Genomic DNA, 21444 nt, shown 5'->3' on the forward strand with positions numbered 1-21444 from the left:
GGAAAGGTTGACCGGCATGAGCACCGAGCACACCGGCAACGCCTTCGACGACGGGGCCGCGGCCGCCGCGCAGGAGTGGAAGCACTGGCACGAGCAGCGGACGGAGACGGTGTCGGCCCCCTACGGGCCGCTCTCCCTCACCGGCACGCACTGGCTCGCGGACCATCCCGACGGGCACCTGCCGGGCATCCCAGGGCGCTGGACCGGGACGCCCGACGCCCTCGTCCTGACGGCGGGCCCCGACGCCGGCCTCACCGTCGACGGCCGGCCCCTGACCGGCGAGGTCCGGCTGGACGTCGAGAGCGGTCCGGTCCCCGGGGCCCGCGTCGCGCACGGCAGGCGCCGCCTCGTCGTCATGCGGCGCGAAGGCCTCTGGGCGGTGCGCGACTTCGACCCGGACGCCACCGCGCGCCAGGTCTTCCGGGGCATCGAGGTCACCGCGTACGACGCCCGCTGGGCGGTGCCCGGGCGCTTCACCCCGTACGGCGAGGACCGCACCGTCATGGTCGGCAACGCGGACGGTAAGGAGCGCGGCCTCGGCCTCGACGGCGAACTCTCCTTCCGCCTCGGGGGCGTCGAGCACACCCTCCAGGTGAGCGTGGAGGCCGGCGGCTCGCTCTGGGCCGTCTTCGCGGACGCCACGAGCGGAACGTCCAGCTACCGCTTCCGCTTCCTGCGGCCCGCCGCGCCCGACGCGGACGGCCGCACCACGGTCGACTTCAACCGCGCGCTGCTGCCCCCGTGCGCCTTCGCCGACCACTTCATCTGCCCCTTCCCGCCGCCGGGCAACACCCTGGTCACCGAGGTCGCGGCGGGGGAGCGGAACCTCCGCGACCGCTGAGGCGCCGGAGCCGGAGGGCGCACTACGCAGCCGGACAAGGGCGGTGCCCCGGTGACGTACGACAGGTAGGGGAGCACCGGGGCCGTTCGGCGTGTACTGATCGGTCGGCGGCCGAAAGGCGCCCTTGTGCGGGTCGTGCCCGCCGCCAATACTCCCGAGCAGCGCTTGTCAGGAGCACGGCGTATCCGGAATCCGGGCTTGCTCTTTGGCTGCGCCTCACGGGTCTTCAACCCGCAAAGACCCACTGACTTCCCTCGGGAGGAACAACGTGAGGATCAAGCGCACCACCCCCCACAGCGGCATAGCGAGACACGCCCGCCTGCTCGCCGTGGCCACCGGACTCGTGGCCGCCGGAGCGCTCGCCGTCCCCGCGGCCAACGCGCAGGACGGCACGGAGACCTTCAGCGCGTCACAGCTGGAACAGGCCAGTGACGCCGTGCTCGGCGCCGATGTCGCGGGCACCGCCTGGGGCGTCGACGCGAAGACGAAGCAGGTCGTCGTCACCGCCGACAGCACGGTCTCCCGCGCCGAGATCGCCAGGCTGAAGGCCGCGGCCGGGAGCAACGCCGGCGCCCTGAAGATCGAGCGCACCGCGGGCACGCTCCAGAAGTACATCTCCGGCGGCGACCCCATCTACGCGACCAGCTGGCGCTGCTCGCTCGGCTTCAACGTGCGCAACAGCGCGGGCGCCTACTACTTCCTGACCGCCGGGCACTGCACCGACGGCGCGACCACCTGGTGGTCGAACTCGGCGAAGACCACCGTGCTCGGCACCACGTCGGGCTCCAGCTTCCCGACCAACGACTACGGCATCGTCCGCTACACCAACAACTCGATCACCAAGTCCGGCACCGTGGGCAGCCAGGACATCACCGGCGCAGCCGACCCCACCGTCGGGCAGAACGTCACCCGGCGCGGCTCCACGACCGGCATCCACAGCGGCCGGGTCACCGCGCTGAACCAGACCGTCAACTACGGCGGCGGTGACATCGTCTACGGCCTGATCAAGACCACGGTCTGCGCCGAGCCCGGCGACAGCGGCGGTCCGCTGTACGCGGGCTCCACGGCGCTCGGTCTGACCTCCGGCGGCAGCGGCAACTGCTCCTCGGGCGGCACGACCTTCTTCCAGCCGGTCACCGAGGCGCTGCGCGCGTACAACGTCAGCGTCTACTGAGTTCCGCGGCCGTCAGTGGATGAGCCCCCGTCCGGACACCGGGCGGGGGCTCACCCCTGCCCGGCCGGAAGCCACCACCGCCTTTCACCGCCCCCTCCCTTTGTGCCCGTCACGGGGTTACCTTCGAAGCGGACACCCAACACGCCCAATTCGGACCCTGGGAGCCGGCATGGTCGAGGAGCTGGTGGCGGTGGGAGCGGCCCTCGGGTCGGTCGGGGTGGTCTACGTGATGGCGGCGGCGCGCGTCGTCAAACAGTACGAGCGAGGCGTGGTGCTCCGCCTCGGCAAGCTCCAGCACTCCGTGCGCGGCCCGGGTCTCACCCTGGTCGTGCCTCTCGTGGACCGGCTCCGCAAGGTCAACATGCAGATCGTGACGATGCCGGTGCCCGCGCAGGACGGCATCACGCGCGACAACGTCACGGTCCGGGTGGACGCGGTCATCTACTTCAGGGTGGTCGACGCGGCCGAGGCGGTCGTGCAGGTGGAGGACTACCGCTTCGCGGTCTCGCAGATGGCGCAGACGTCGCTGCGCTCGATCATCGGCAAGAGCGATCTGGACGATCTGCTGTCCAACCGCGAGAAGCTCAACCAGGGCCTTGAGCTGATGATCGACTCCCCGGCCATCGGCTGGGGCGTGCAGATCGACCGCGTCGAGATCAAGGACGTCTCGCTGCCCGAGACGATGAAGCGCTCGATGGCCCGCCAGGCCGAGGCCGACCGCGAGCGGCGCGCCCGGGTCATCAACGCCGACGCCGAACTCCAGGCCTCCAAGAAGCTCGCCGAGGCCGCCCACGAGATGTCCGAGGAGCCGGCCGCGCTCCAACTGCGGCTGCTGCAGACCGTGGTGGCCGTCGCCGCCGAGAAGAACTCCACCCTCGTCCTGCCCTTCCCGGTGGAACTGCTCCGCTTCCTGGAGCGGGCCCAGCAGGCCCTACCGCAGCAGCAACCGCAACCGCAGGCTCAGCCTCCACAGCCGCAGGCCCAGCCCCAACAGCCGCCGCACGCGGAGCCCGTGAAGCTGCCGGAATCCGGAGTGCGGGAGGCGGAAGCCGGAGAGCCGAAGCTCTCCTGAGGGGCGAGAACCGGACAGGACTAGTCCTCACGGGCTGACGACCGCTCCTCGCACGCGGTGTTTGCAACGGGAACCGACGTGGCGGTACGACCCCGTGGGGTGGGCCGGGGGGCGTGCGGCCGTGTCGCGCGCGCGTCCTGAAGTAGACCTTGTGTGCTACCGGACGGCGTCGGGATAGTGGGCCGGGCCAGTTGACATGGACGCGGCTTCTTTGGCTCGGCAGCGCCATGTCGCACCAGCCTTCCCGACCCGTCAGGCCCCCACGCCGGGCGGGTCGTTCCCCCCACAGGAGGTCGTGAGCTTTGAAGCACCGACGCATACCCAAGCGGCGTGCCGTCGTGACAGGCGCGGGCATCGCCGCGCTGGTCGCCGCGGGCATCACCTTCCAGACTGCGAACGCGAGCGAGCACGACCCGGCCCCCACGCCGGACACCCTCTCGGTGGCGAAGGCCGGAAAGCTCGCCTCGTCCCTGGGCAAGGACCTCGGCGCGGACGCCGCGGGAACGTACTACGACGCCAAGGCCAAGGCCCTCGTCGTGAACGTACTGGACAAGAGCGCGGCGGACGCCGTCGAGTCGGCGGGCGGCAAGGCCAGAATCGTCGAGAACTCCCTGGCCGAGCTGAAGAGCGCCCGCGCGACGCTCGACGACGAGGCGGCCGTGCCCGGCACCTCCTGGGTGATGGACCCGGCGGCCAACAAGGTGGTCGTCACGGCGGACCGCACCGTCAAGGGCGCCGCGCTCGACAAGGTCGGCGCGATCGTGGAGAAGCTCGGCGGCAAGGCCGAACTCAAGCGGAGCAAGGGCGAGTACAAGGCCTTCATCGCCGGCGGCGACGCGATCTGGGGGAGCGGCGCGCGCTGCTCGCTCGGCTTCAACGTCGTCAAGGGCGGCGAGCCCTACTTCCTGACGGCGGGCCACTGCGGCAACGCGGTCAAGAGCTGGTCCGACTCGCAGGGCGGCGCGGAGATCGGTGCCACGCAGGAGTCGAGCTTCCCCGGCAACGACTACGCCCTCGTGAAGTACACGGCGGACACCCCGCACCCGAGCGAGGTGAACCTCTACGGCGGCACCCAGGCGATCAGCAAGGCCGGTGACGCCACGGTCGGCCAGAAGGTGACGCGCAGCGGCAGCACCACCCAGGTCCACGACGGCGAGGTCACCGCGCTCGACGCCACGGTGAACTACCAGGAGGGCCAGGTCGACGGGCTGATCCAGACCACCGTCTGCGCCGAGCCCGGTGACAGCGGCGGCGCGCTCTTCGCCGGTGACACCGCGCTGGGCCTCACCTCGGGCGGCAGCGGCGACTGCTCATCGGGCGGGGAGACGTTCTTCCAGCCGGTGCCGGAGGCGCTGAGCGCCTATGGAGCGGAGATCGGCTGACCTCGGCCGGAGGGCCTGAGCCCCGTTCGAGTCCCGTCCCGGAAACCGGGGCGGGACTCTTTCGCGCATTTCTTGTGAAAGTTTTCACAAGAGAGCAAGGGGCCAAAGTCCTCCTGTGTTCCCGCAGTTCACGACGGGTCCGGGCGGTCGCAGGCGATGCTCCGCAGGGACCTTGTGCCCGGCGGCCCAGGACCTTTTCGGGGCGGGGGCGGATGTCCGCGGGTGTGGAATCGGATGCGTGGAGAAGAGGCTCCACGGACTCGGAGAAGGAGTAACCGCCATGCAGGCCAAGGAGATGGTGGACGGACTGGTCGAGAGGGCGCTCACCGCGCTCGGCCGGTTCGGGACGTACGACCAGGAACAGGTCGATCACATCGTCAAGAAGGCTTCTCTCGCCGCGCTGAGCCGGCACGGGGAACTGGCGCGGCAGGCGGTCGAGGAGACCGGCCGGGGCCTCTTCGAGGACAAGGCGGTCAAGAACCTCTTCGCCTGCGAGCACGTCGTCAATTCGATGCGCGGCCTGAAGACCGCGGGCGTCGTCTCCCGCGACGAGCTGAACGGCGTCACCGAGATCGCCGAACCGGTCGGCGTCGTCTGCGCGATGACCCCGGTGACCAACCCGACTTCGACGACCGTCTTCAAGGCGCTCATCGCCCTGAAGACCCGCAACCCGATCATCTTCGCCTTCCACCCGAGCGCCCAGCGCTGCTCCGCCGAGGCCGCCCGCGTCGTGCGGGACGCCGCGGTCGAGGCGGGCGCCCCCGAGGACTGCGTGCAGTGGGTCGAGGAGCCCTCGATGGAGGCCACCGGGCTGCTGATGCACCACGAGGGCGTCTCCACGATCCTCGCCACCGGCGGCAACGCGATGGTCAGGGCCGCCTACTCCTGCGGCAAGCCCGCGCTCGGCGTCGGCGCGGGCAACGTACCCGCGTACGTCACCCGAAGCGGCAGGCTGCGGCGGGCCGTTCACGACATCGTGCTCTCCAAGGCCTTCGACCACGGCATGATCTGCGCCTCGGAGCAGGCCGTCATCCTCGACGCGGAGATCTACGCCGAGGGGCTCGCGGAGTTCGAGCGGCTCGGCGCGTACGTCGTCACGGCGGCCGAGAAGACCAAGCTGGAGGAGTTCCTCTTCGGTACGACGGCCTACGCCGAGAACTGCTCGGGTGCGAAGCTCAACGCGGACGTCGTCGGCAGGTCCCCGCGGTGGATAGCCGAACAGGCCGGGTTCGCCGTGCCCGAGGGCACCTCCGTCATCATCGCCGAGTGCGCGGAGGTCGGCGAGGGCGAGCCGCTCACCCGCGAGAAGCTCTCCCCGGTCCTGGCCGCCCTGAAGGCCGACACCACCGAGCACGGCCTCGAACTGTCGGCTCGGATGGTCGAGTTCCACGGGCTCGGGCACAGCGCCGCCATCCACACCGAGGACGAGGAACTCGCCGAGGAGTTCGGCAAGCGCGTCAAGGCGGTCCGCGTCATCGTCAACGCGCCCGCCACCTTCGGCGGCATCGGTGACGTCTACAACTCCTTCCTGCCCTCGCTCACCCTCGGCTGCGGCAGCTACGGACACAACTCCGTGTCCGACAACGTCTCCGCGGTCAACCTGCTCAACATCAAGCGGATCGGACGGCGCAACAACAACATGCAGTGGTTCAAGGTCCCGCAGAAGATCTACTTCGAGCGCAACTCCCTGCGGTACCTCGGGGAGATGGAGGGCATCAGGCGCGTCTCGATCGTGACGGACCGGACGATGTCGGAGCTCGGCTTCGTCGCCCGCGTGAACGACATCCTCGCGGCCCGCCCCGAGGCCGTCACCGTCCAGGTCATCGACGACGTCGAACCCAACCCGGAGCTCGCGACGGTACGGGCCGGCGCCGCGCTGATGCGGGACTTCCGCCCCGACACGATCATCGGGCTCGGCGGCGGCTCGCCGATGGACGCGGCGAAGATCATGTGGCTGATGTACGAGCACCCGGAGATCGAGTTCGCGGACACCAAGGAGAAGTTCTTCGACATCCGCAAGCGCCCCTTCAGGTTCCCCGGCCTCGGCGCGAAGGCGCGGATGGTGGCCGTCCCGACCACCTCGGGCACGGGCAGCGAGGTCACCCCCTTCGCGGTCATCTCCGACCCGGCGGCCGCCCAGAAGTACCCCCTCGCCGACTACGCGCTCACCCCGGACGTCGCGATCGTCGACCCGGTCCTGCCGATGAGGCTCCCGCCGGACGTCACCGCCGACTCCGGCTTCGACGCGCTGACCCACGCCACCGAGGCGTACGTCTCGGTGTACGCGAACGACTACACCGACGGGCTCTGCCTCCAGGCGGTCAGGCTCATCTTCGAGAACCTGGAACGGTGCGTCGTGAACGGGGCCGCGGACCCCGAGGCGCGCGAGAAGATGCACAACGCCTCGACGGTCGCGGGCATGGCCTTCGCCAACGCCTTCCTCGGCCTGGTGCACGCCATGGCCCACACCCTCGGCAACACCTTCCACATCCCCCACGGCCGCACCAACGCGCTGCTCCTGCCGCACGTCATCCGGCACAACGGCACGCTGTCCGGCAAGGCGACGCCGTGGCCGAAGGCGGAGGTCTACCGGGCACCGGAGCGGTTCCAGGAGATCGCCCGGATGCTGGGGCTGCCGGCGGCGTCCCCGGCGGAGGGGGTCGAGTCCTACGCCCGTGCGGTCGAGGAGCTGCGGGCCAGGTGCGGCATCCCCGCGTCCTTCCAGGAGGCGGGCGTCGACGAGGCCGCCTTCATCGAGGCCCTGCCGCAGCAGGCGATGAACGCGTACGCGGATCAGTGCGCGCCCGCCAACCCCCGTATGCCGATGATCGACGAGATGCGGGAGCTCATGCGGCTGGCGTACTACGGCAGCGGGGGAGGTGCCTGACCGCGGTGGGCGCCCAGGTCACCCGATGCCGCTGCCGTAGCGCGTGCCGCTGAGGTCGATCGAGCTGCTGGGGAGCTTCCGGCGGGCGGACAGGACGAGGGTGACGACGACGCCGACGACCGCCCAGGCGGAGAGGACGAGAAGTTCCCGGGTGACCGAGTTCCCCTCGAAGTACGCGATGGAGCGGGCCACCCAGGTCCCGGCCCCCGGCGGCAGCCAGGGGCCGATCGCCTGCCAGAAGGGCGGCAGCATCGGCAGCGGGAAGGCGCCGCCCGCGCTCGGGTTGCCCCCGATGACGATGAGCAGGACGGCGAGTCCGATGCCCACGATCCCGGTGAGCGCCTGCAGGGCGAGCGTGATCGCGCCGACCCCGAAGATCACCAGGGCGCCGAGGCCCCACAGCCCGAGGACGCTGCCGGGCAGGGCGCCGAGGATCGGTCCGATGATGACCGCGCCGCCGAGTCCGCCGACGACCGAGTAGAGCGCCATGGTGCCGAGCCTGATGACCGCGCGCGAGAGGTTGGCGGCCCGGGAGCCCGCGCTGATCGCGAGGATCGACGCGCACAGATAGCCGCCGACGCACCAGCCGACGACCAGGTAGAAGGACGAGAGGCCGTTGAAGTCCTGGCCCGATGCGGGGGCCACGTCGTCGGCCGTCACCGTGCGCTTCTGGGCCGCGTCGGCCTTGGTGACGATCTCGGTGAGGGTCCTGGAGAGCGCGGTGCCGCCGCCGGACGCGACCAGGAGGGTGTCCTTCGTGCTCTGCGGGTCGACGATCAGGGCACCGTCGATGTCGCGGTCCATGATCTGGCGGCGGGCCGTGGCCTCGTCCTTGAGGACGCGGGGGTCGAGGGGCTTGCCGGAGAGCTTCTTCAGCCGGTCCGCGGTCCGGTCGGCCGCGGGCCCCGGGGCGACGACTCCGAAGGAGACATCCTTGGGTTTCGGATGGTGCAGCGCCCCCACGTAGGAGGCGATGAACAGCAGCTGCAGGGCGAGTACGCCGATGACGAGCAGGGCTGCTCGCGGGGTGACGGCGCTCTTGAATTCGTCGGCGAAGCTCATGCCTCAACGCTCGGGGGCCGCGGTCGTTCTCGCAGGTGGGATGGGCCGAACGGGCGATATGGAGGCGGTGCGGGACGGCCTCGCTCGTTAATCGAACATACGTGTCGTACGTAAGTTCGAAACTGGTCTATGGTGGAGAGACGGGGATGTGAGATCGGATCGGTTCAGGGTTTCAGGAGGTGCGTGTGCCGGGGTTCACGCATCTGCACACCGTCTCCGGGTTCTCCCCGCGCTACGGCGCCTCGCACCCGGAGCGGCTCGCCGAGCGCGCCGCCGAACGGGGCATGGACGCCCTCGCCCTCACCGACCGGGACACCCTCGCGGGCGCCGTCCGCTTCGCCAAGGCCTGCGCCAGGGCGGGCGTGCGGCCGTTGTTCGGGGCCGGGCTCGCCGTGGGCACCTCCGCCCCGGACACGGGCGAGCGACGGCGGGCCCCCGTGCGTGGCGGCGCCTTCATCGACGAGTCGGCCCCGCGCGTGACCTACCTCGCCAGGGACGGCGCCACCGGATGGGCCGCGCTCTGCCGGCTGATCACCGCCGCGCACCGCTCCGGCGAAGGACCGCCCGTCCTGCCGTGGGGGGAGAACCACGGCGAGGGCCTGACCGTGCTGCTCGGCCCCGCCTCCGACGTGGGCCGCGCGCTGGCCGCCGGACGCCCCGACCGCGCCGCCCGCCTCCTCGCCCCCTGGCGCGAGCGGTACGGCGACGCGCTGCGCCTTGAGTCCGTCTGGCACGGCCGCGAGGGCACCGGGCCCGGCTCGCTGCGCCTGGCCGCGCGCACCGTCGGCTTCGCCGCGGAGCAGGGCGTACTCCCCGTCCTGAGCAACGCCGTGCGCTACGCCGACCCGGGCCAGGGGCCCGTCGCCGACGTCCTCGACGCCGCCCGCCGCCTCGTCCCCGTCGACCCGACCAAGGAACTCGACAGCGGCGAACGGTGGCTGAAGGGCGCGGACGACATGCTGCGCGTCGCCGAGCGCGTCGTCGAGGCGGCGGGGTTCCGCCGCGACACCGCCCACCGGCTGCTCGACCGGACCCGGGCGACCGCCGCCGAGTGCCTCGTCGACCCCGAGGACGACATCGGCATCGGCTCCGTGCGCTTCCCCGAGCCGGGCCTGGTCGGCGCCGGGCGCCGCACCGCGCAGCGCGTCCTCGCCTCGCGGGCGGCGGCGGGCATGGTCAGGCTCGGCCTCGACTCCCGCCGCGCGTACTGGGAGCGGATGCACCACGAGCTGGACATCATCGACCACCACGGCTACGCCTCGTACTTCCTGACCGTCGCCCAGGTCGTCGACGACGTGCGCGGCCTGGGCATCCGGGTCGCGGCGCGCGGCTCCGGCGCGGGTTCCCTGGTCAACCACCTCATCGGCATCGCGCACGCCGACCCCGTCGAGCACGGGCTGCTCATGGAGCGGTTCCTGTCCAAGCGGCGGCACGTCCTGCCGGACATCGACATCGACGTCGAGTCGGCCCGCCGCCTGGAGGTCTACCGCGCGATCATCGGCCGCTTCGGCACCGAGCGGGTCGCGACGGTCGCCATGCCCGAGACCTACCGCGTACGCCATGCCGTACGCGATGTGGGCGCCGCCCTCTCCATGGACCCGGCCGAGATCGACAGGATCGCCAAGGCCTTCCCGCACATCCGCGCGCGCGATGCCCGCGCCGCGCTGGAGGAACTGCCCGAACTGCGGAAGGTCGCCGAGGAACTGGGGGGCAGGGACCGGCTGTGGGAGCTGGTCGAGGCGCTCGACGCGCTGCCGCGCGGCGTCGCCATGCACCCGTGCGGGGTGCTGCTCTCCGACGCCTCGCTGCTCGCCCGCACCCCCGTGGTGCCGACCAGCGGCGAGAGCCTGCCCATGTCGCAGTTCGACAAGGAGGACGTCGAGGACCTCGGCCTGCTCAAGCTGGACGTGCTCGGCGTGCGGATGCAGTCGGCGATGGCGCACGCGGCGGCGGAGGTCGAGCGGGCCACCGGTGTCCCCGTGGATCTCGACGACCCGCGCCAGGTCCCGCCCGGGGACCCGGCCACGTACCGGCTCATCAAGTCCACCGAGACGCTCGGCTGCTTCCAGATCGAGTCGCCGGGCCAGCGGGACCTGGTCGGACGCCTCCAGCCCGAGACCTTCCACGACCTGGTGGTCGACATCTCGCTGTTCCGGCCAGGACCTGTCGCCGCCGACATGGTGCGGCCCTTCATCGAGGCCAGACACGGCCGCGCGCCCGTCCGCTACCCCCACCCCGACCTCACCGGACCGCTGAAGGAGACGTACGGCGTCGTCGTCTTCCACGAGCAGGTCATCGAGATCGTGAACATCATGACCGGCTGCGGACGCGACGAGGCGGACCGGGTGCGGCGCGGGCTCTCCGACCCCGAGTCGCAGGGCCGGATCCGCCTCTGGTTCGCGCAGCACGCGGCGGCGAGGGGGTACGACGCGGAGACGATCGGCCGCACCTGGGAGATCGTCGAGGCCTTCGGTTCGTACGGCTTCTGCAAGGCGCACGCGGTGGCCTTCGCCGTGCCCACCTACCAGTCGGCCTGGCTGAAGGCCCATCACCCGGCGGCGTTCTACGCGGGGTTGCTCACGCACGATCCCGGCATGTACCCGAAGCGGCTGCTGCTCGCGGACGCGCGGCGAAGAGGGGTGCCGATCCTTCCGCTGGACGTGAACCGGTCCGCGGTCGCCCACCGTATCGAACTGGTGTCCGGTTCGGAGTCGGCTCCGGACCGGTGGGGCCTGCGCCTCGCGCTCAGCGACGTCCACGGCATCAGCGAGGCCGAGGCCGCGCGGATCGCGGAGGGGCAGCCCTACGCCTCACTCGTCGACTTCTGGGAGCGGGCCAGGCCCTCGAAGCCGGTCGCGCAACGGCTCGCACAGGTCGGCGCGCTTGACGCGTTCGGCGCCAACCGTCGCGATCTGCAACTGCACCTGGCCGAGCTGCGGCGCGGCGCACGCGGTGCGGCCGGGGCCCAGCTCCCGCTGGCCGGCGGGCGGAGGACGGCGCCCGCCGGCCTGCCCGACCTGGACGACGCCGAGCGGCTCAGCGCCGAACTGGGCGTCCTCGGCATGGACTCCTCGCGCCACCTCATGACGGACCACCGCGGCTTCCTCGACGAACTCGGCGTGTACAGCGCCCGGCGCCTGCGCGAGGCCGAACACGGTGCGACCGTCCTGGTCGCGGGCGCCAAGGCCGCCACCCAGACCCCGCCGATCCGCTCCGGCAAGCGCGTCATCTTCACTACCCTCGACGACGGCACGGGCCTGGTCGACCTGGCCTTCTTCGACGACGCCCACGAGCGGTGCGCGCACACCGTCTTCCACTCCTGGCTGCTGCTCGTACGCGGCGTGGTGCAGCGCCGCGGACCGCGCAGCCTCAGTGTGGTGGGCGCCGCGGCGTGGAACCTCGCGGACCTGGTGGAGGTGCGGAAGGAGGGCGGCCTCGACGCGGTGGCCGCGCGCCTGGCGGATCCGGAGCCAGGGCCCGCACCCGATGAGGGCCGGGGCCCGGCGGACGGGCGCCGCATCCGGATGGCCAACGGGTACGAGATGCACCCCTGGGCCGATCTGCGCCCGGCGGGTGAAGGCGCCGCGGGCGTCGGCAGGAAGTTGTGGCACCAGAGTCAGGGGAGCGCGGGATGAACGACGGGACCACCACCCTCTACGTACGCTTCCTGCTGCCGCCCATGTACGAGGCCGCGCTGCCTCAGCTCATCGCGCTGCTCGGCGAGTTCACCCCGCAGGTCGAGGCGCTGCCGCCGGACGCCGCGCTCGTCGACGTGCGCGGCGCGCGACGGTACTTCCGGCGGGGCGCCGTCGATCTTGCCGCGCTGATCCGGGTGCGGGCGCTCGCGCTGTACGGGGTGGAGTGCGCGATCGGCGCGGGCCCCGGGCCGATGCTGGCGCGGATGGCCGCGCGGGGCGCCGCTCCGGGGGTCACCCGCGCGGTGCCCGAAGGCGCGGACGGCGTACGGGAGTTCCTCACGGGCCGGCCGGTCGGTGAGCTGCCCGGCATCGGCCGCGCCACCGCCCGCACCCTCTGCGAGTACGGCCTCGACACCCTGGAGAAGGTCGGCGCCGCGCCCCTGTCCACCCTGCAGCGGCTCGTCGGCGCCCGCGCGGGCCGCGAGTTGCGCGAGAAGGCGCGGGGCGTCGACCGCACCCGGGTCGTGCCGAACGCCGCCGCGCGCTCGACGGCCGTCGAACGGTCCTTCCCCCGTGACGAGCTGGACCCCTTCCGGCACCGCCGTGCCCTGCTCTGTGGCGCCGAGGAACTGGGCGTCAGGATGCGCGGGGAGGCCCAGGTGTGCCGCACGCTGACCCTCACCGTGCGGTACGCGGACCGCACCGGCTACGCGACGATCACCCGGAGCCGGACCCTGCCCGAGCCGACCGCCCACTCCGCCGCGCTGACCGCGGCCGCCTACCGGATGTACGAGACGCTCGGCCTGCAGCGCGCCCGGGTGCGGGCGGTGTCCCTGCGCGCGGAGGGGATCTGCCCCGCCGAACGCGCCACCCACCAGCTGACGTTCGACCCGGCGGACGACAAGGCCCGCCGGATCGAGGAGGTGGCCGACCGGGCGCGGGAGAAGTTCGGGCCCGGCGCGATCGTGCCGGGGACGCTGGCGGCGTGAGGCGGACCGTGACCTGGCCTCAGCCCCGCGCCGGACCCGGCCGCGACACGAACGAGTGATTTCACTTCCGGAAGGGGCCACTGGCAACGCCGTTCGTCGCGCCACCACCTACTCTCGGGGGCGCCCCGGACCGGAGCCCGGCGGCCGGTGACCGTGCCAGTGTTCACTGGAAACTTTTGCTGTCGCGCCGCTTCACTCTTCATCTACCGGCGCGTAATTTGACGTGAGCACGGCATCCTGTCGATCCGGGTCACAGGTCGTACCCCCTCGCAACTCACCCGAGCCGCAAGGAGATCACACGATGCTGCCCTGGAGACGCGCGCTGCGCGCGCTCGCCGCCGCCCTGCTCCTCACGGGCGCGGCCACCCTCACCCCCGCGGCCGCGGCGGCCGCCGACAGCGCGGCGCCGGCGGCCGTCTCGCGCGGCTGGAACGACTACGACTGCAAGCCGTCCGCCGCGCACCCCCGCCCGGTCGTCCTCGTGCACGGCACCTTCGGGAACTCCGTCGACAACTGGCTCGTCCTCGCGCCCTACCTGGTCAACCGCGGCTACTGCGTCTACTCCCTGGACTACGGCCAGCTGCGGGGCGTACCGCTCTTCAACGGGCTCGGCCCCATCGACAAGTCGGCCGAGCAGCTCGACGGCTTCGTCGACAAGGTGCTCGCCGCGACGGGCGCGAGGAAGGCGGACCTGGTCGGCCACTCGCAGGGCGGCATGATGCCCCGCTACTACCTCAAGTTCCTCGGCGGCGCCGAGAAGGTGAACGCCCTGATCGGCCTCGCCCCCGACAACCACGGCACCACCCTGCTCGGCCTCACCAAGCTGCTGCCGTACTTCCCCGGCGTCGAGGACCTGCTGACCACCAACACCCCGGCCCTCGCCGACCAGGTCGCCGGATCACCCTTCCTGACCAAGCTCAACGAGGGCGGGGACACGGTGCCCGGCGTGCGCTACACCGTCATCGCCACCAGGTACGACGAGGTGGTCACCCCGTACCGCACCCAGTTCCTGGACGGCCCCGACGTGCGCAACGTGACCCTTCAGGACCTGTGCCCCGTCGCTCTGTCGGAGCACGTGGCGATCGGCATCCTGGACCGCGTCGCCCACCACGAGGTGGCGAACGCGCTCGACCCGCAGCACGCGACGCCGAGCACCTGCCTCTCCTAGATCATTCAGCGGCCGTGCCGGCCGGCCGCGCGGCGGCGGGTCGTGGCGAACATCGCCGCGGCGCCCACGGCGAGGGCGGCGGCGCCACCGACCGCGATGTACGGGGTGGTGCTGTCGCCGCCGGTCTCGGCGAGGTCGCCGTCCGCCGCGACGGCCGGCTTGTCGGCGCCGCCGTTCACCTCGGGCCGGTTGTCGCCCGCCGCCTCGTCCGCGGCGGGAGCGGCGTCGGGCGCCCCGGTGGCCCCGGCGCCCGTGTGGGCGTCGGCGTCCCCGTGGCCGTGGTGCTCGACGGTGGACTTGTCGGCGCCCGCCGCGATCTCCTGCTCGGAGGGGGCGGAGGCGGCCGGGGCGGGAGCGGCGCCGGAGCCGCCGGTGCCCTTGCCGAACACGACGTCGGAGCAGGTGTAGAACGCCTCGGGGGAATCCGAGCGCTGCCAGATGGAGTAGATCAGGTGGCGGCCGGAGCGGGCGGGGACCTGGCCGTCGAAGACGTAGTCGCCGTTCTCCATCTTCGGGTCGGTGACCTTGACGAAGGGCTTCTTCTCCAGGTCCGACCACTTCAGGGGCTTGCGCGGGTCGTACGAGGCCTTCGTGACGTACAGCTCGAAGGAGCCCTTGTGCGGGGCGGTGCCCTTGTAGCGGAACGTGTGGTGGCCCGCTGCGAGCTTGCCGGCCGGCCAGTCGGCGCGCGGCAGATCGAGGCCCTTGTACTTGTCGTTGCCCGCGCTGCACAGCTTGCCGTCGGGGATGATCTGCTTCGACTTGCCGGCGGCGTTGGCGATGTTCACCGCGTTCCAGTCGTAGAACGCCTGCGCGCCACTGGCCCCGACAGCGGCCTTGCAGGCAGCCGACCTCGGGGACTCCGGACCCTCCTGGAAACACGCGGAGACCCGGCTGACCGGGTCCGTCATCGAGCCGTGCGCGGCGGCGGGCGCGACCGAGAGGGCGGTCAGGGCGAGCGGGGCGACACCGACGGCGGCGATCGCGGCGGCCTTGCGGCGGGTGGTCATGGGGTTCTCCTCAGGCAGCGGTTCAGGGGCTGGTTCTCTGCTCGCCGGGGCGAGGCGGGGCGAGCAGAAAGCTAGCCCCTGAAAACCGCGAAATCCCCTGCTGGGAGCGGGGAACGGTGATCCTTATGGTGCGGTTAAGGAAGCCTTCGGACTCCGCTCAGGTCATGCCCGAATTGCCCTCGCCCAGCCACCGGTACCGCCGCTCGGGCCGCCCCGTCCCGCCGTACCGGAGCGTCACCTCCGCGCGCCCGGTGGCCACGAAGAACTCCAGATAGCGGCGGGCGCTCACCCGGGACAACGAGCCCGCCCGCGCGCACTCCGACGCCGAGAGACCGCCCGGGTGACCGCGCAGCGTCTGCTCCACCAGTTCCGCCGTGTGCGCGGCCAGGCCCTTCGGCAGTCCGCGGGAGCCGGGCGGGCGCGTGCCGAAGAGCTGGTCGACGTCCTCCTGGCGGGCCTCCCGCAAGCCGTCGAGCCGGGCCCTGAGCGCCGCCACATGTCTCAACTGCGCATGCAGCGCCGCCTGGTTGAACGGTTTGATCAGGTAGTGCAGGGCGCCCGCCCGCAGCGCGGCCCGGACGACCCCGGCCTCCCGCGCGGCCGTGATGAACAGGGCGTCCACCGGCCTGCGCCCGGGATCGCGCTCCTCGGCGGCCCGCAGCTCGCGCAGCACGGCGATGCCGTCCATGTCGGGCAGGTACACGTCCAGGAGGACGAGGTCGGGGCGCAGGCGCGCCGCCGCGTCGACCGCCTCGGCGCCGCTGTGGGCGACGCCGGCCACGGTGAAGCCCTCCACCGACGCGACGTAGCGGCTGTGCAGCTTGGCGACCATGAAGTCGTCGTCCACGACCAGCACCCTTGTCATCGCCGCAGGCTATGGGCGCGACCACAACGACCACAACGTCCGTTGATTCCGGAAGAGAGACAGGTTGTCAACGCGCGGGCAACATGTGGGCCACCTCACACCCGACTACCGACCGACAGGTGGTGGCACACGTGCGCCTGCGCACACCCCTCGCCCTGCTCGGGGCCGCTCTCCTCGTCCTCGTGGCGCCGCCGCTGCTCACGCCGGGCAGCGGCGCGGACACCGGCACCCAGATCCCCGGCCTGCGCCTCATGGTCCCCAACACGCCCGGTGGCGGTTACGACATCACCGCCCGCACCGCGGCGAAGAACGCCGAGGACGCCGGACTCACCCACAACATCGAGGTCTTCAACCTGCCGGGCGCGGGCGGCACCGTCGGCCTGACCCGGCTCGTCGGCGAACACGGCAACGGCAAGCTCGCCATGTCCATGGGCCTCGGCGTCGTGGGCGCCGCCCGCTCCAACCACTCCCCGAAGACCCTGGCCGACACCACCCCCATCGCCCGGCTCACCGAGGAGCAGGACGTCGTCGTGGTCGCCAGAAACTCCCCGTACGAAACCATCGGCCAGCTCGTCGACGCCTGGAAGAGGAACCCGGGCAAGGTACCCGTGGGCGGCGGCTCGTCGCCCGGCGGGCCCGACCACCTCGCCCCGATGCTGATGGCGCGCGCCGCCGGGATCGAGCCGCGGAAGGTCAACTACGTTCCGTTCGACGGCGGCGGCGAACTGCTCGCCTCCATCCTCGGCAGCAAGGTCGCCTTCGGGGTCTCCGGAGTCGGCGAGTACCTCGACCAGATCAAGTCGGGGGAACTGCGGCTGCTCGCCGTCACCGGGCCGAAGCGGGTGAAGGGCCTCGACGGGCCGACGCTCAAGGAGTCCGGCTACGACGTGGACTTCACCAACTGGCGCGGCATCGTCGCCCCGCCCGGCCTCAGCGACGCCGAGCGCGACAAGCTCACCGTGCTCGTCGAGAAGCTGCACGCCTCCAAGGAGTGGCGCGAGTCCCTGACGAAGAACGGCTGGGACGACGCCTTCCTCACCAAAGAGAAGTTCGGCGACTTCCTGGACGCCCAGGACCAGCGCGTCGTCTCGGTACTGAAGGAGCTGGGACTGTGACCACCGCCGACCTCCCCCGCGATCCGCGACACCGCAGGGCCTGGCTGCGCGAGCACTCCGAACTCGGCGTCTGCGTCCTGCTCCTCGCCCTCGGCGCGCTCGTCCTCACCGACGCGCTCACCATGGACGTCGACATCACCCAGCGCGGCCCGATCGGCCCGAAGACCGTGCCGGTCGTCGTCGGCACCGGACTGCTCGTCGTCGCCGTCCTGCTCGCCGTCGACGTGCTGCGCGGCGGGCGCGGCGAGGCCGAGGGCGGCGAGGACATCGACCTGTCCGAACCCGCCGACGGGCGCACCGTGCTGCTGCTCGCGGGCGTCTTCCTCATGACCGCCGTCCTCATCGAACCGGCCGGCTTCCCGGTCGCCGGGGCGCTGCTCTTCTGGGGCGCCGCCCACGCGCTCGGCAGCCGCCACCTCGACCGCGACCCGCTCATCGCCGCCGCACTCTCCGTCGTCACCTACGAAGTCTTCAACAACCTGCTCGGCGTGCCTCTGCCGGGCGGCCCCCTGATGGGAGTGCTGTGACATGAACGCCTTCAACTCCCTGATGGACGGCTTCGGCACCGCCCTCACCCCCGTCAACCTCCTGTGGGCCGCGGTCGGCGTCCTGCTCGGCACGGCGATCGGCGTGCTGCCCGGCATCGGCCCCGCGATGGCGGTGGCGCTGCTGCTCCCGGTGACGTACGGCCTCGAACCGACCGGCGCCTTCATCATGTTCGCGGGCATCTACTACGGCGCGATGTTCGGCGGCTCGACGACGTCGATCCTGCTCAACACGCCGGGGGAGAGCGCGGCCGTCGTCGCCGCCATGGAGGGCCACCCGATGGCCAGGTCGGGGCGCGGCGCACAGGCCCTCGCGGCCGCCGCCATCGGGCACTTCGCGGGCGGCATGATCGGCACGACGCTCCTGGTGGTCCTCGCGCCGACGGTCGCCGACCTCGCCGTCGACATCGGCGCGCCCGACTACTTCGCCATCATGGTGCTCGCCTTCATCGCGGTCACCTCCGTGCTCGGCTCGTCCCGTATCCGCGGACTCGCCTCACTCCTGATCGGCCTGACCATCGGCCTCGTCGGCCTGGACCAGATGACGGGCCAGCAGCGGCTGACCTTCGGCTCGCTCCAACTCGCCGACGGCATCGACGTGGTGATCGTCGCGGTGGGGCTCTTCGCGATCGGCGAGGCTCTGTGGGTCGCCGCCCACCTGCGCCGCACCAGTACACAGGCGATCCCGGTGGGCCGCCCCTGGCTCGACAGGAACGACGTCGGGCGCACCTGGAAGTCATGGCTGCGCGGCCCCCTCATCGGCTTCCCGTTCGGCGCGATCCCGGCCGGCGGCGCGGAGATCCCGACCTTCCTCTCCTACGTCACCGAGAAGCGCCTTTCCAAGCACAAGGAGGAGTGGGGCAAGGGCGCCATCGAGGGCGTCGCGGGCCCCGAGTCGGCCTCGTCCGCCTCGGCCGCAGGCACCCTCGTCTCCATGCTGACGCTCGGCCTGCCCACGACCGCCGTCGCCGCCGTGATGCTCGCCGCCTTCCAGCAGTACGGCATCCAGCCCGGACCCCTCCTCTTCGAACGCGAGGCGGACCTCGTCTGGGGCCTCATCGCCTCGCTCTTCGTCGGCATGGTGCTGCTCCTCGCCCTGAACCTGCCGCTGGCGCCGCTCTGGGCGAAGCTCCTGCGCATCCCGCGCCCCTACCTCTACGCGGGCATCCTCTTCTTCGCGGCCGTGGGCGCCTACGCGGTCGGTGGCGAGCCGCTCGACCTGGTCATCCTGCTCGTCATCGGCCTGATCGGCTTCGGCATGCGACGGTACGGACTGCCGATCCTGCCCGCCGTCATCGGTGTCATCCTCGGCCCGAACGCCGAGCAACAGCTGCGCCGCGCCCTGCAGATCAGCGACGGCAGCGTGTCCGGCCTCGTCGACACACCGTTCTCCGTGACGGTCCATGGCCTCATCGTCCTGATCGTGGCATGGCCCTTGTTGCGCAAGGTGGTGGTGCGGGCGCGCCGGCGTGACGTAGACGTAGGGGCATGACCACACCGAAGGCCCCTGCGGACATCCGCCCCGCCACCGCCGCCGACGTGCCCGCCGTGCGGGCGGTCACGGACGCGGCGTACCACCGCTACATCGAACGCATCGGGCTCGTCCCCGTCCCGATGGAGGCCGACCACGCGGCCGATGTGGCGGCCGGGTTCGTGTACGTCACCGGGGACCCCGTGGTGGGTCTCCTGGTGCTCGTCCCGCGCCCGTACGAAGGGACGCTCCTGCTGGAGTCGATCGCGGTCCACCCCGATGCCGCCGGGCAGGGGGTGGGCCGTCGTCTGCTCGCCTTCGTGGACGCGCACGCGCGTGCGCTGGGACTTCCCGAGATCCGCCTCTACACCAACGCGCTGATGTGGGAGAACCAGAAGATCTATCCCCGCTACGGGTACGAGGTCGTCGAGCGGCGCGTGGACGGGCCCTACGACCGCATCCACTACCGCAAGCGGCTCGCGGACCACTGACGAGGGCTCGTCCACGGCTCAGCCGCGCTTCATCCCCGGCTCAGCCGTCCGGCCACCAGGTCCGCTGGATGTCCTTGCGGACCTCGGGCCTTTCGCGCGGCCGGGTCTCCGCCTCCTGCCGCTCCCGCACCCGGCGGCTGACCGGCTTGCCCACGGGTTTGTGCGTGGTCACTCGACGCATGGCGGCCTCCCGGCATTCCGACGCCCTGCCTTACCGATGTCCATTCACGGCGCCCGGTAGACCTCTTCCGGCCCGCTTTCTGATCGAGGCCCGGTCACGAGTGCGCCGCTACGGGCCATCGACTCGAGATCGTCAAGGGCCCGGAGCGCCGCCGCGGCCGCCGCCGGGTCCGTGCCGGACAGGCCGCTCGCGGCGAACTCGTCCTCGTCCAGGCGCAGTACGTCGGAGCCGTCCGCCGAGCACCAGAGGTCCAGGTCGAGGTCCTCGACCGTGAGGACGGCGCCGTCGCGGACCGCGGGGCGAGTCACGTCGCAGTACCAGCCCTTGAGGGTGCCGTCCGCGGCGTACACCTCCTTGACCGCGTACCAGCGGTCGCGCCAGTAGTGCTCGGTGAAGACGTCGCCCGGCTCGAAGCGCACGAAGCCGAAGTCGCGGACGTGCGGGGCGGCCCAGGGCGCCCGGACGGTGATGTGGCCGCCGTCGTCGTGGAGGAGCCGTGCCGGGTAGCGGATCTTGGTCCGGCCCGCCTTCACGAGGGCGATCTCCACGGTCATCGCCGACCCGGTCGCGTCAGCCGAGGGTGCGGACATGACGTACCTCCGTGTCACAGATCTCGTAGCCGAACCACTTGTTGATCGCCAGCATCGGCTCGTTCCCGGCGTCGTTGCCCGTGAAGGCCTGCGTGCAGCCTGCCGCGCGGGCCCGGTGCAGGGAGTCGTTCTTGGCGAGCTTGGCCAGGCCGCGGCCGCGACGGTCGCGCGCGGTGCCCGTCATGCCGGAGGCGTACCGTCCCGCGCCGTCCGTACGGGCCAGCGTGAACGCCGCGGGGACACCGTCCACCAGAGCCACGGTGGTGAGCTCCTGGCTGACCAGCGGGTGGCGCCAGGTCTCGGTGAGCCAGTGCTCGTAGTCCGTGAACTCGGCTGCCACATCCGTCGGTTCGTCCGCCGCGGTCTCCGCGTCCAGCGCGAACAGCGGCCGCGCGTCGTCCGCGAACACCGATCCGCTGACCAGCTCGACCCCGGCGGGCGGCTCCTGGCGGGGCGGCAGGGCGCCGTGCGCCAGATCGAGGCGGAGGAAGTGCGCGGTGCGCCGCGCCGCATAGCCGCGGCTCGCGGCGAAGGCGAGGTTCTCGGGGCTGTCGAGCACCCACGAGTACAGGGTGTGCGCGCCGGCGTCCGCCAGATGCTCCTCCGCGGTGCGCAGGAGCAGCGTCCCCGCGCCTCTGCCGAGCCGCTCCGGACGGACGTAGATGTTGGCGAAGCCCTGGCCCGGCTCGGGACTGTCGTGGGCGAGCCCCACCTGCGCCGTGCCGATGATCTCGCCGTCCACCTCGGCGACCAACTGCCGGTAGGCGGAGTCCGGGTGGGCGTGCGCGCGGTCGAAGGCGACCGAGGCGGCGGTGGCGAGCATGGCGGGTACACAGGCCCGCCGTACGGCGGCGAAACCCGCGTCGTCCGCGGCGGCGGCTGCCGCCGGGGCGTTGTGGGCGAGGGCTCGAACGATCACTGTCATGGACCGGCACGGTACGCGCGGGGCGCGCCGAGGTGCCT

18 protein-coding genes are annotated in these 21444 nt (G+C 71.9%); 12 read left to right on the plus strand and 6 right to left on the minus strand.

Features of this window, described 5'->3' with window-relative positions:
• Positions 1-16 precede the first annotated feature (16 nt).
• The 5 genes from ACFVYR_RS22380 (at position 17) to adhE (ending at position 7356) form a co-directional block, all read left to right on the plus strand.
• Positions 17-841 (plus strand): DUF1684 domain-containing protein, encoded by an 825-nt coding sequence (locus ACFVYR_RS22380; protein ID WP_384251361.1) that lies wholly within the window; start codon positions 17-19, stop codon positions 839-841.
• Between the two features lie 268 nt (positions 842-1109).
• On the plus strand, positions 1110-2015 hold the full coding sequence (locus tag ACFVYR_RS22385) for a S1 family peptidase (protein WP_384251364.1): 906 nt from the start codon (positions 1110-1112) through the stop codon (positions 2013-2015).
• 169 nt (positions 2016-2184) lie between these two features.
• Entirely contained in the window at positions 2185-3087 is a 903-nt protein-coding gene (locus ACFVYR_RS22390; RefSeq protein WP_384251367.1) for a slipin family protein, read from the plus strand.
• Between the two features lie 302 nt (positions 3088-3389).
• Entirely contained in the window at positions 3390-4469 is a 1080-nt protein-coding gene (locus ACFVYR_RS22395; protein ID WP_384251369.1) for a S1 family peptidase, read from the plus strand.
• A gap of 280 nt (positions 4470-4749) precedes the next feature.
• Positions 4750-7356, plus strand: coding sequence for a bifunctional acetaldehyde-CoA/alcohol dehydrogenase (adhE, locus tag ACFVYR_RS22400; RefSeq protein ID WP_384251372.1), 2607 nt, complete (start codon positions 4750-4752; stop codon positions 7354-7356).
• A gap of 18 nt (positions 7357-7374) precedes the next feature.
• On the opposite strand, the gene ACFVYR_RS22405 is transcribed toward adhE, so the two are convergent.
• Positions 7375-8418 (minus strand): DUF3533 domain-containing protein, encoded by a 1044-nt coding sequence (locus ACFVYR_RS22405; RefSeq protein ID WP_384251375.1) that lies wholly within the window; start codon positions 8416-8418, stop codon positions 7375-7377.
• Between the two features lie 185 nt (positions 8419-8603).
• Between ACFVYR_RS22405 and ACFVYR_RS22410 the strand changes: the two genes are divergently transcribed.
• The 3 genes from ACFVYR_RS22410 to ACFVYR_RS22420 all read left to right on the plus strand — a co-directional run bounded on the left by ACFVYR_RS22410 (position 8604) and on the right by ACFVYR_RS22420 (position 14213).
• Positions 8604-12053: a DNA polymerase III subunit alpha gene (locus tag ACFVYR_RS22410; protein WP_384251378.1), complete on the plus strand. Its 3450-nt coding sequence runs from the start codon at positions 8604-8606 to the stop codon at positions 12051-12053.
• Positions 12050-13045 carry a hypothetical protein gene (locus ACFVYR_RS22415; protein ID WP_384251381.1) on the plus strand — a complete coding sequence of 332 codons (996 nt, stop codon included), beginning with the start codon at positions 12050-12052 and terminating at the stop codon, positions 13043-13045. Before ACFVYR_RS22410 ends, ACFVYR_RS22415 begins: the two co-directional genes overlap by 4 nt.
• A 301-nt stretch (positions 13046-13346) precedes the next feature.
• A complete protein-coding gene (locus ACFVYR_RS22420; protein ID WP_384251384.1) occupies positions 13347-14213 on the plus strand; it encodes an esterase/lipase family protein in 867 nt (288 codons plus the stop codon).
• 5 nt (positions 14214-14218) lie between these two features.
• On the opposite strand, the gene ACFVYR_RS22425 is transcribed toward ACFVYR_RS22420, so the two are convergent.
• Both ACFVYR_RS22425 and ACFVYR_RS22430 read right to left on the minus strand, forming a co-directional pair.
• Positions 14219-15223: a lytic polysaccharide monooxygenase gene (locus tag ACFVYR_RS22425; RefSeq protein WP_384251386.1), complete on the minus strand. Its 1005-nt coding sequence runs from the start codon at positions 15221-15223 to the stop codon at positions 14219-14221.
• Positions 15224-15380: 157 nt separating this feature from the next.
• On the minus strand, positions 15381-16088 hold the full coding sequence (locus tag ACFVYR_RS22430) for a response regulator (protein WP_384251389.1): 708 nt from the start codon (positions 16086-16088) through the stop codon (positions 15381-15383).
• A gap of 131 nt (positions 16089-16219) precedes the next feature.
• On the opposite strand from ACFVYR_RS22430, the gene ACFVYR_RS22435 reads away from it, so the two are divergent.
• From ACFVYR_RS22435 to ACFVYR_RS22450, 4 genes are read left to right on the plus strand one after another with little or no spacing between them, the layout of a single operon-like run.
• Entirely contained in the window at positions 16220-17203 is a 984-nt protein-coding gene (locus tag ACFVYR_RS22435) for a Bug family tripartite tricarboxylate transporter substrate binding protein (RefSeq protein WP_384251712.1), read from the plus strand.
• Positions 17200-17730 (plus strand): tripartite tricarboxylate transporter TctB family protein, encoded by a 531-nt coding sequence (locus ACFVYR_RS22440; protein ID WP_384251391.1) that lies wholly within the window; start codon positions 17200-17202, stop codon positions 17728-17730. Before ACFVYR_RS22435 ends, ACFVYR_RS22440 begins: the two co-directional genes overlap by 4 nt.
• Position 17731: 1 nt before the next feature.
• Positions 17732-19240 carry a tripartite tricarboxylate transporter permease gene (locus ACFVYR_RS22445; protein ID WP_384251394.1) on the plus strand — a complete coding sequence of 503 codons (1509 nt, stop codon included), beginning with the start codon at positions 17732-17734 and terminating at the stop codon, positions 19238-19240.
• Positions 19237-19710: a GNAT family N-acetyltransferase gene (locus ACFVYR_RS22450; protein WP_384251397.1), complete on the plus strand. Its 474-nt coding sequence runs from the start codon at positions 19237-19239 to the stop codon at positions 19708-19710. The genes ACFVYR_RS22445 and ACFVYR_RS22450 overlap by 4 nt, the downstream gene beginning before the upstream one ends.
• A gap of 40 nt (positions 19711-19750) precedes the next feature.
• Here the strand turns inward: ACFVYR_RS22450 and ACFVYR_RS22455 are convergent, their stop codons facing one another.
• From ACFVYR_RS22455 to ACFVYR_RS22465, 3 genes are read right to left on the minus strand one after another with little or no spacing between them, the layout of a single operon-like run.
• On the minus strand, positions 19751-19891 hold the full coding sequence (locus ACFVYR_RS22455; RefSeq protein ID WP_384251400.1) for a hypothetical protein: 141 nt from the start codon (positions 19889-19891) through the stop codon (positions 19751-19753).
• Between the two features lie 44 nt (positions 19892-19935).
• The gene (locus tag ACFVYR_RS22460; protein ID WP_384251403.1) at positions 19936-20481 is read right to left on the minus strand and encodes a DUF402 domain-containing protein; all 546 of its coding nucleotides are present in this window, start codon (positions 20479-20481) and stop codon (positions 19936-19938) included.
• Positions 20462-21406, minus strand: a complete 945-nt coding sequence (locus ACFVYR_RS22465) for a GNAT family N-acetyltransferase (RefSeq protein WP_384251406.1) — start codon at positions 21404-21406, stop codon at positions 20462-20464. The genes ACFVYR_RS22460 and ACFVYR_RS22465 overlap by 20 nt, the downstream gene beginning before the upstream one ends.
• Positions 21407-21444: the final 38 nt, after the last annotated feature.

The sequence above is a fragment of the Streptomyces sp. NPDC058284 genome (genome assembly GCF_042881135.1).
Taxonomy (GTDB): Bacteria; Actinomycetota; Actinomycetes; order Streptomycetales; family Streptomycetaceae; genus Streptomyces.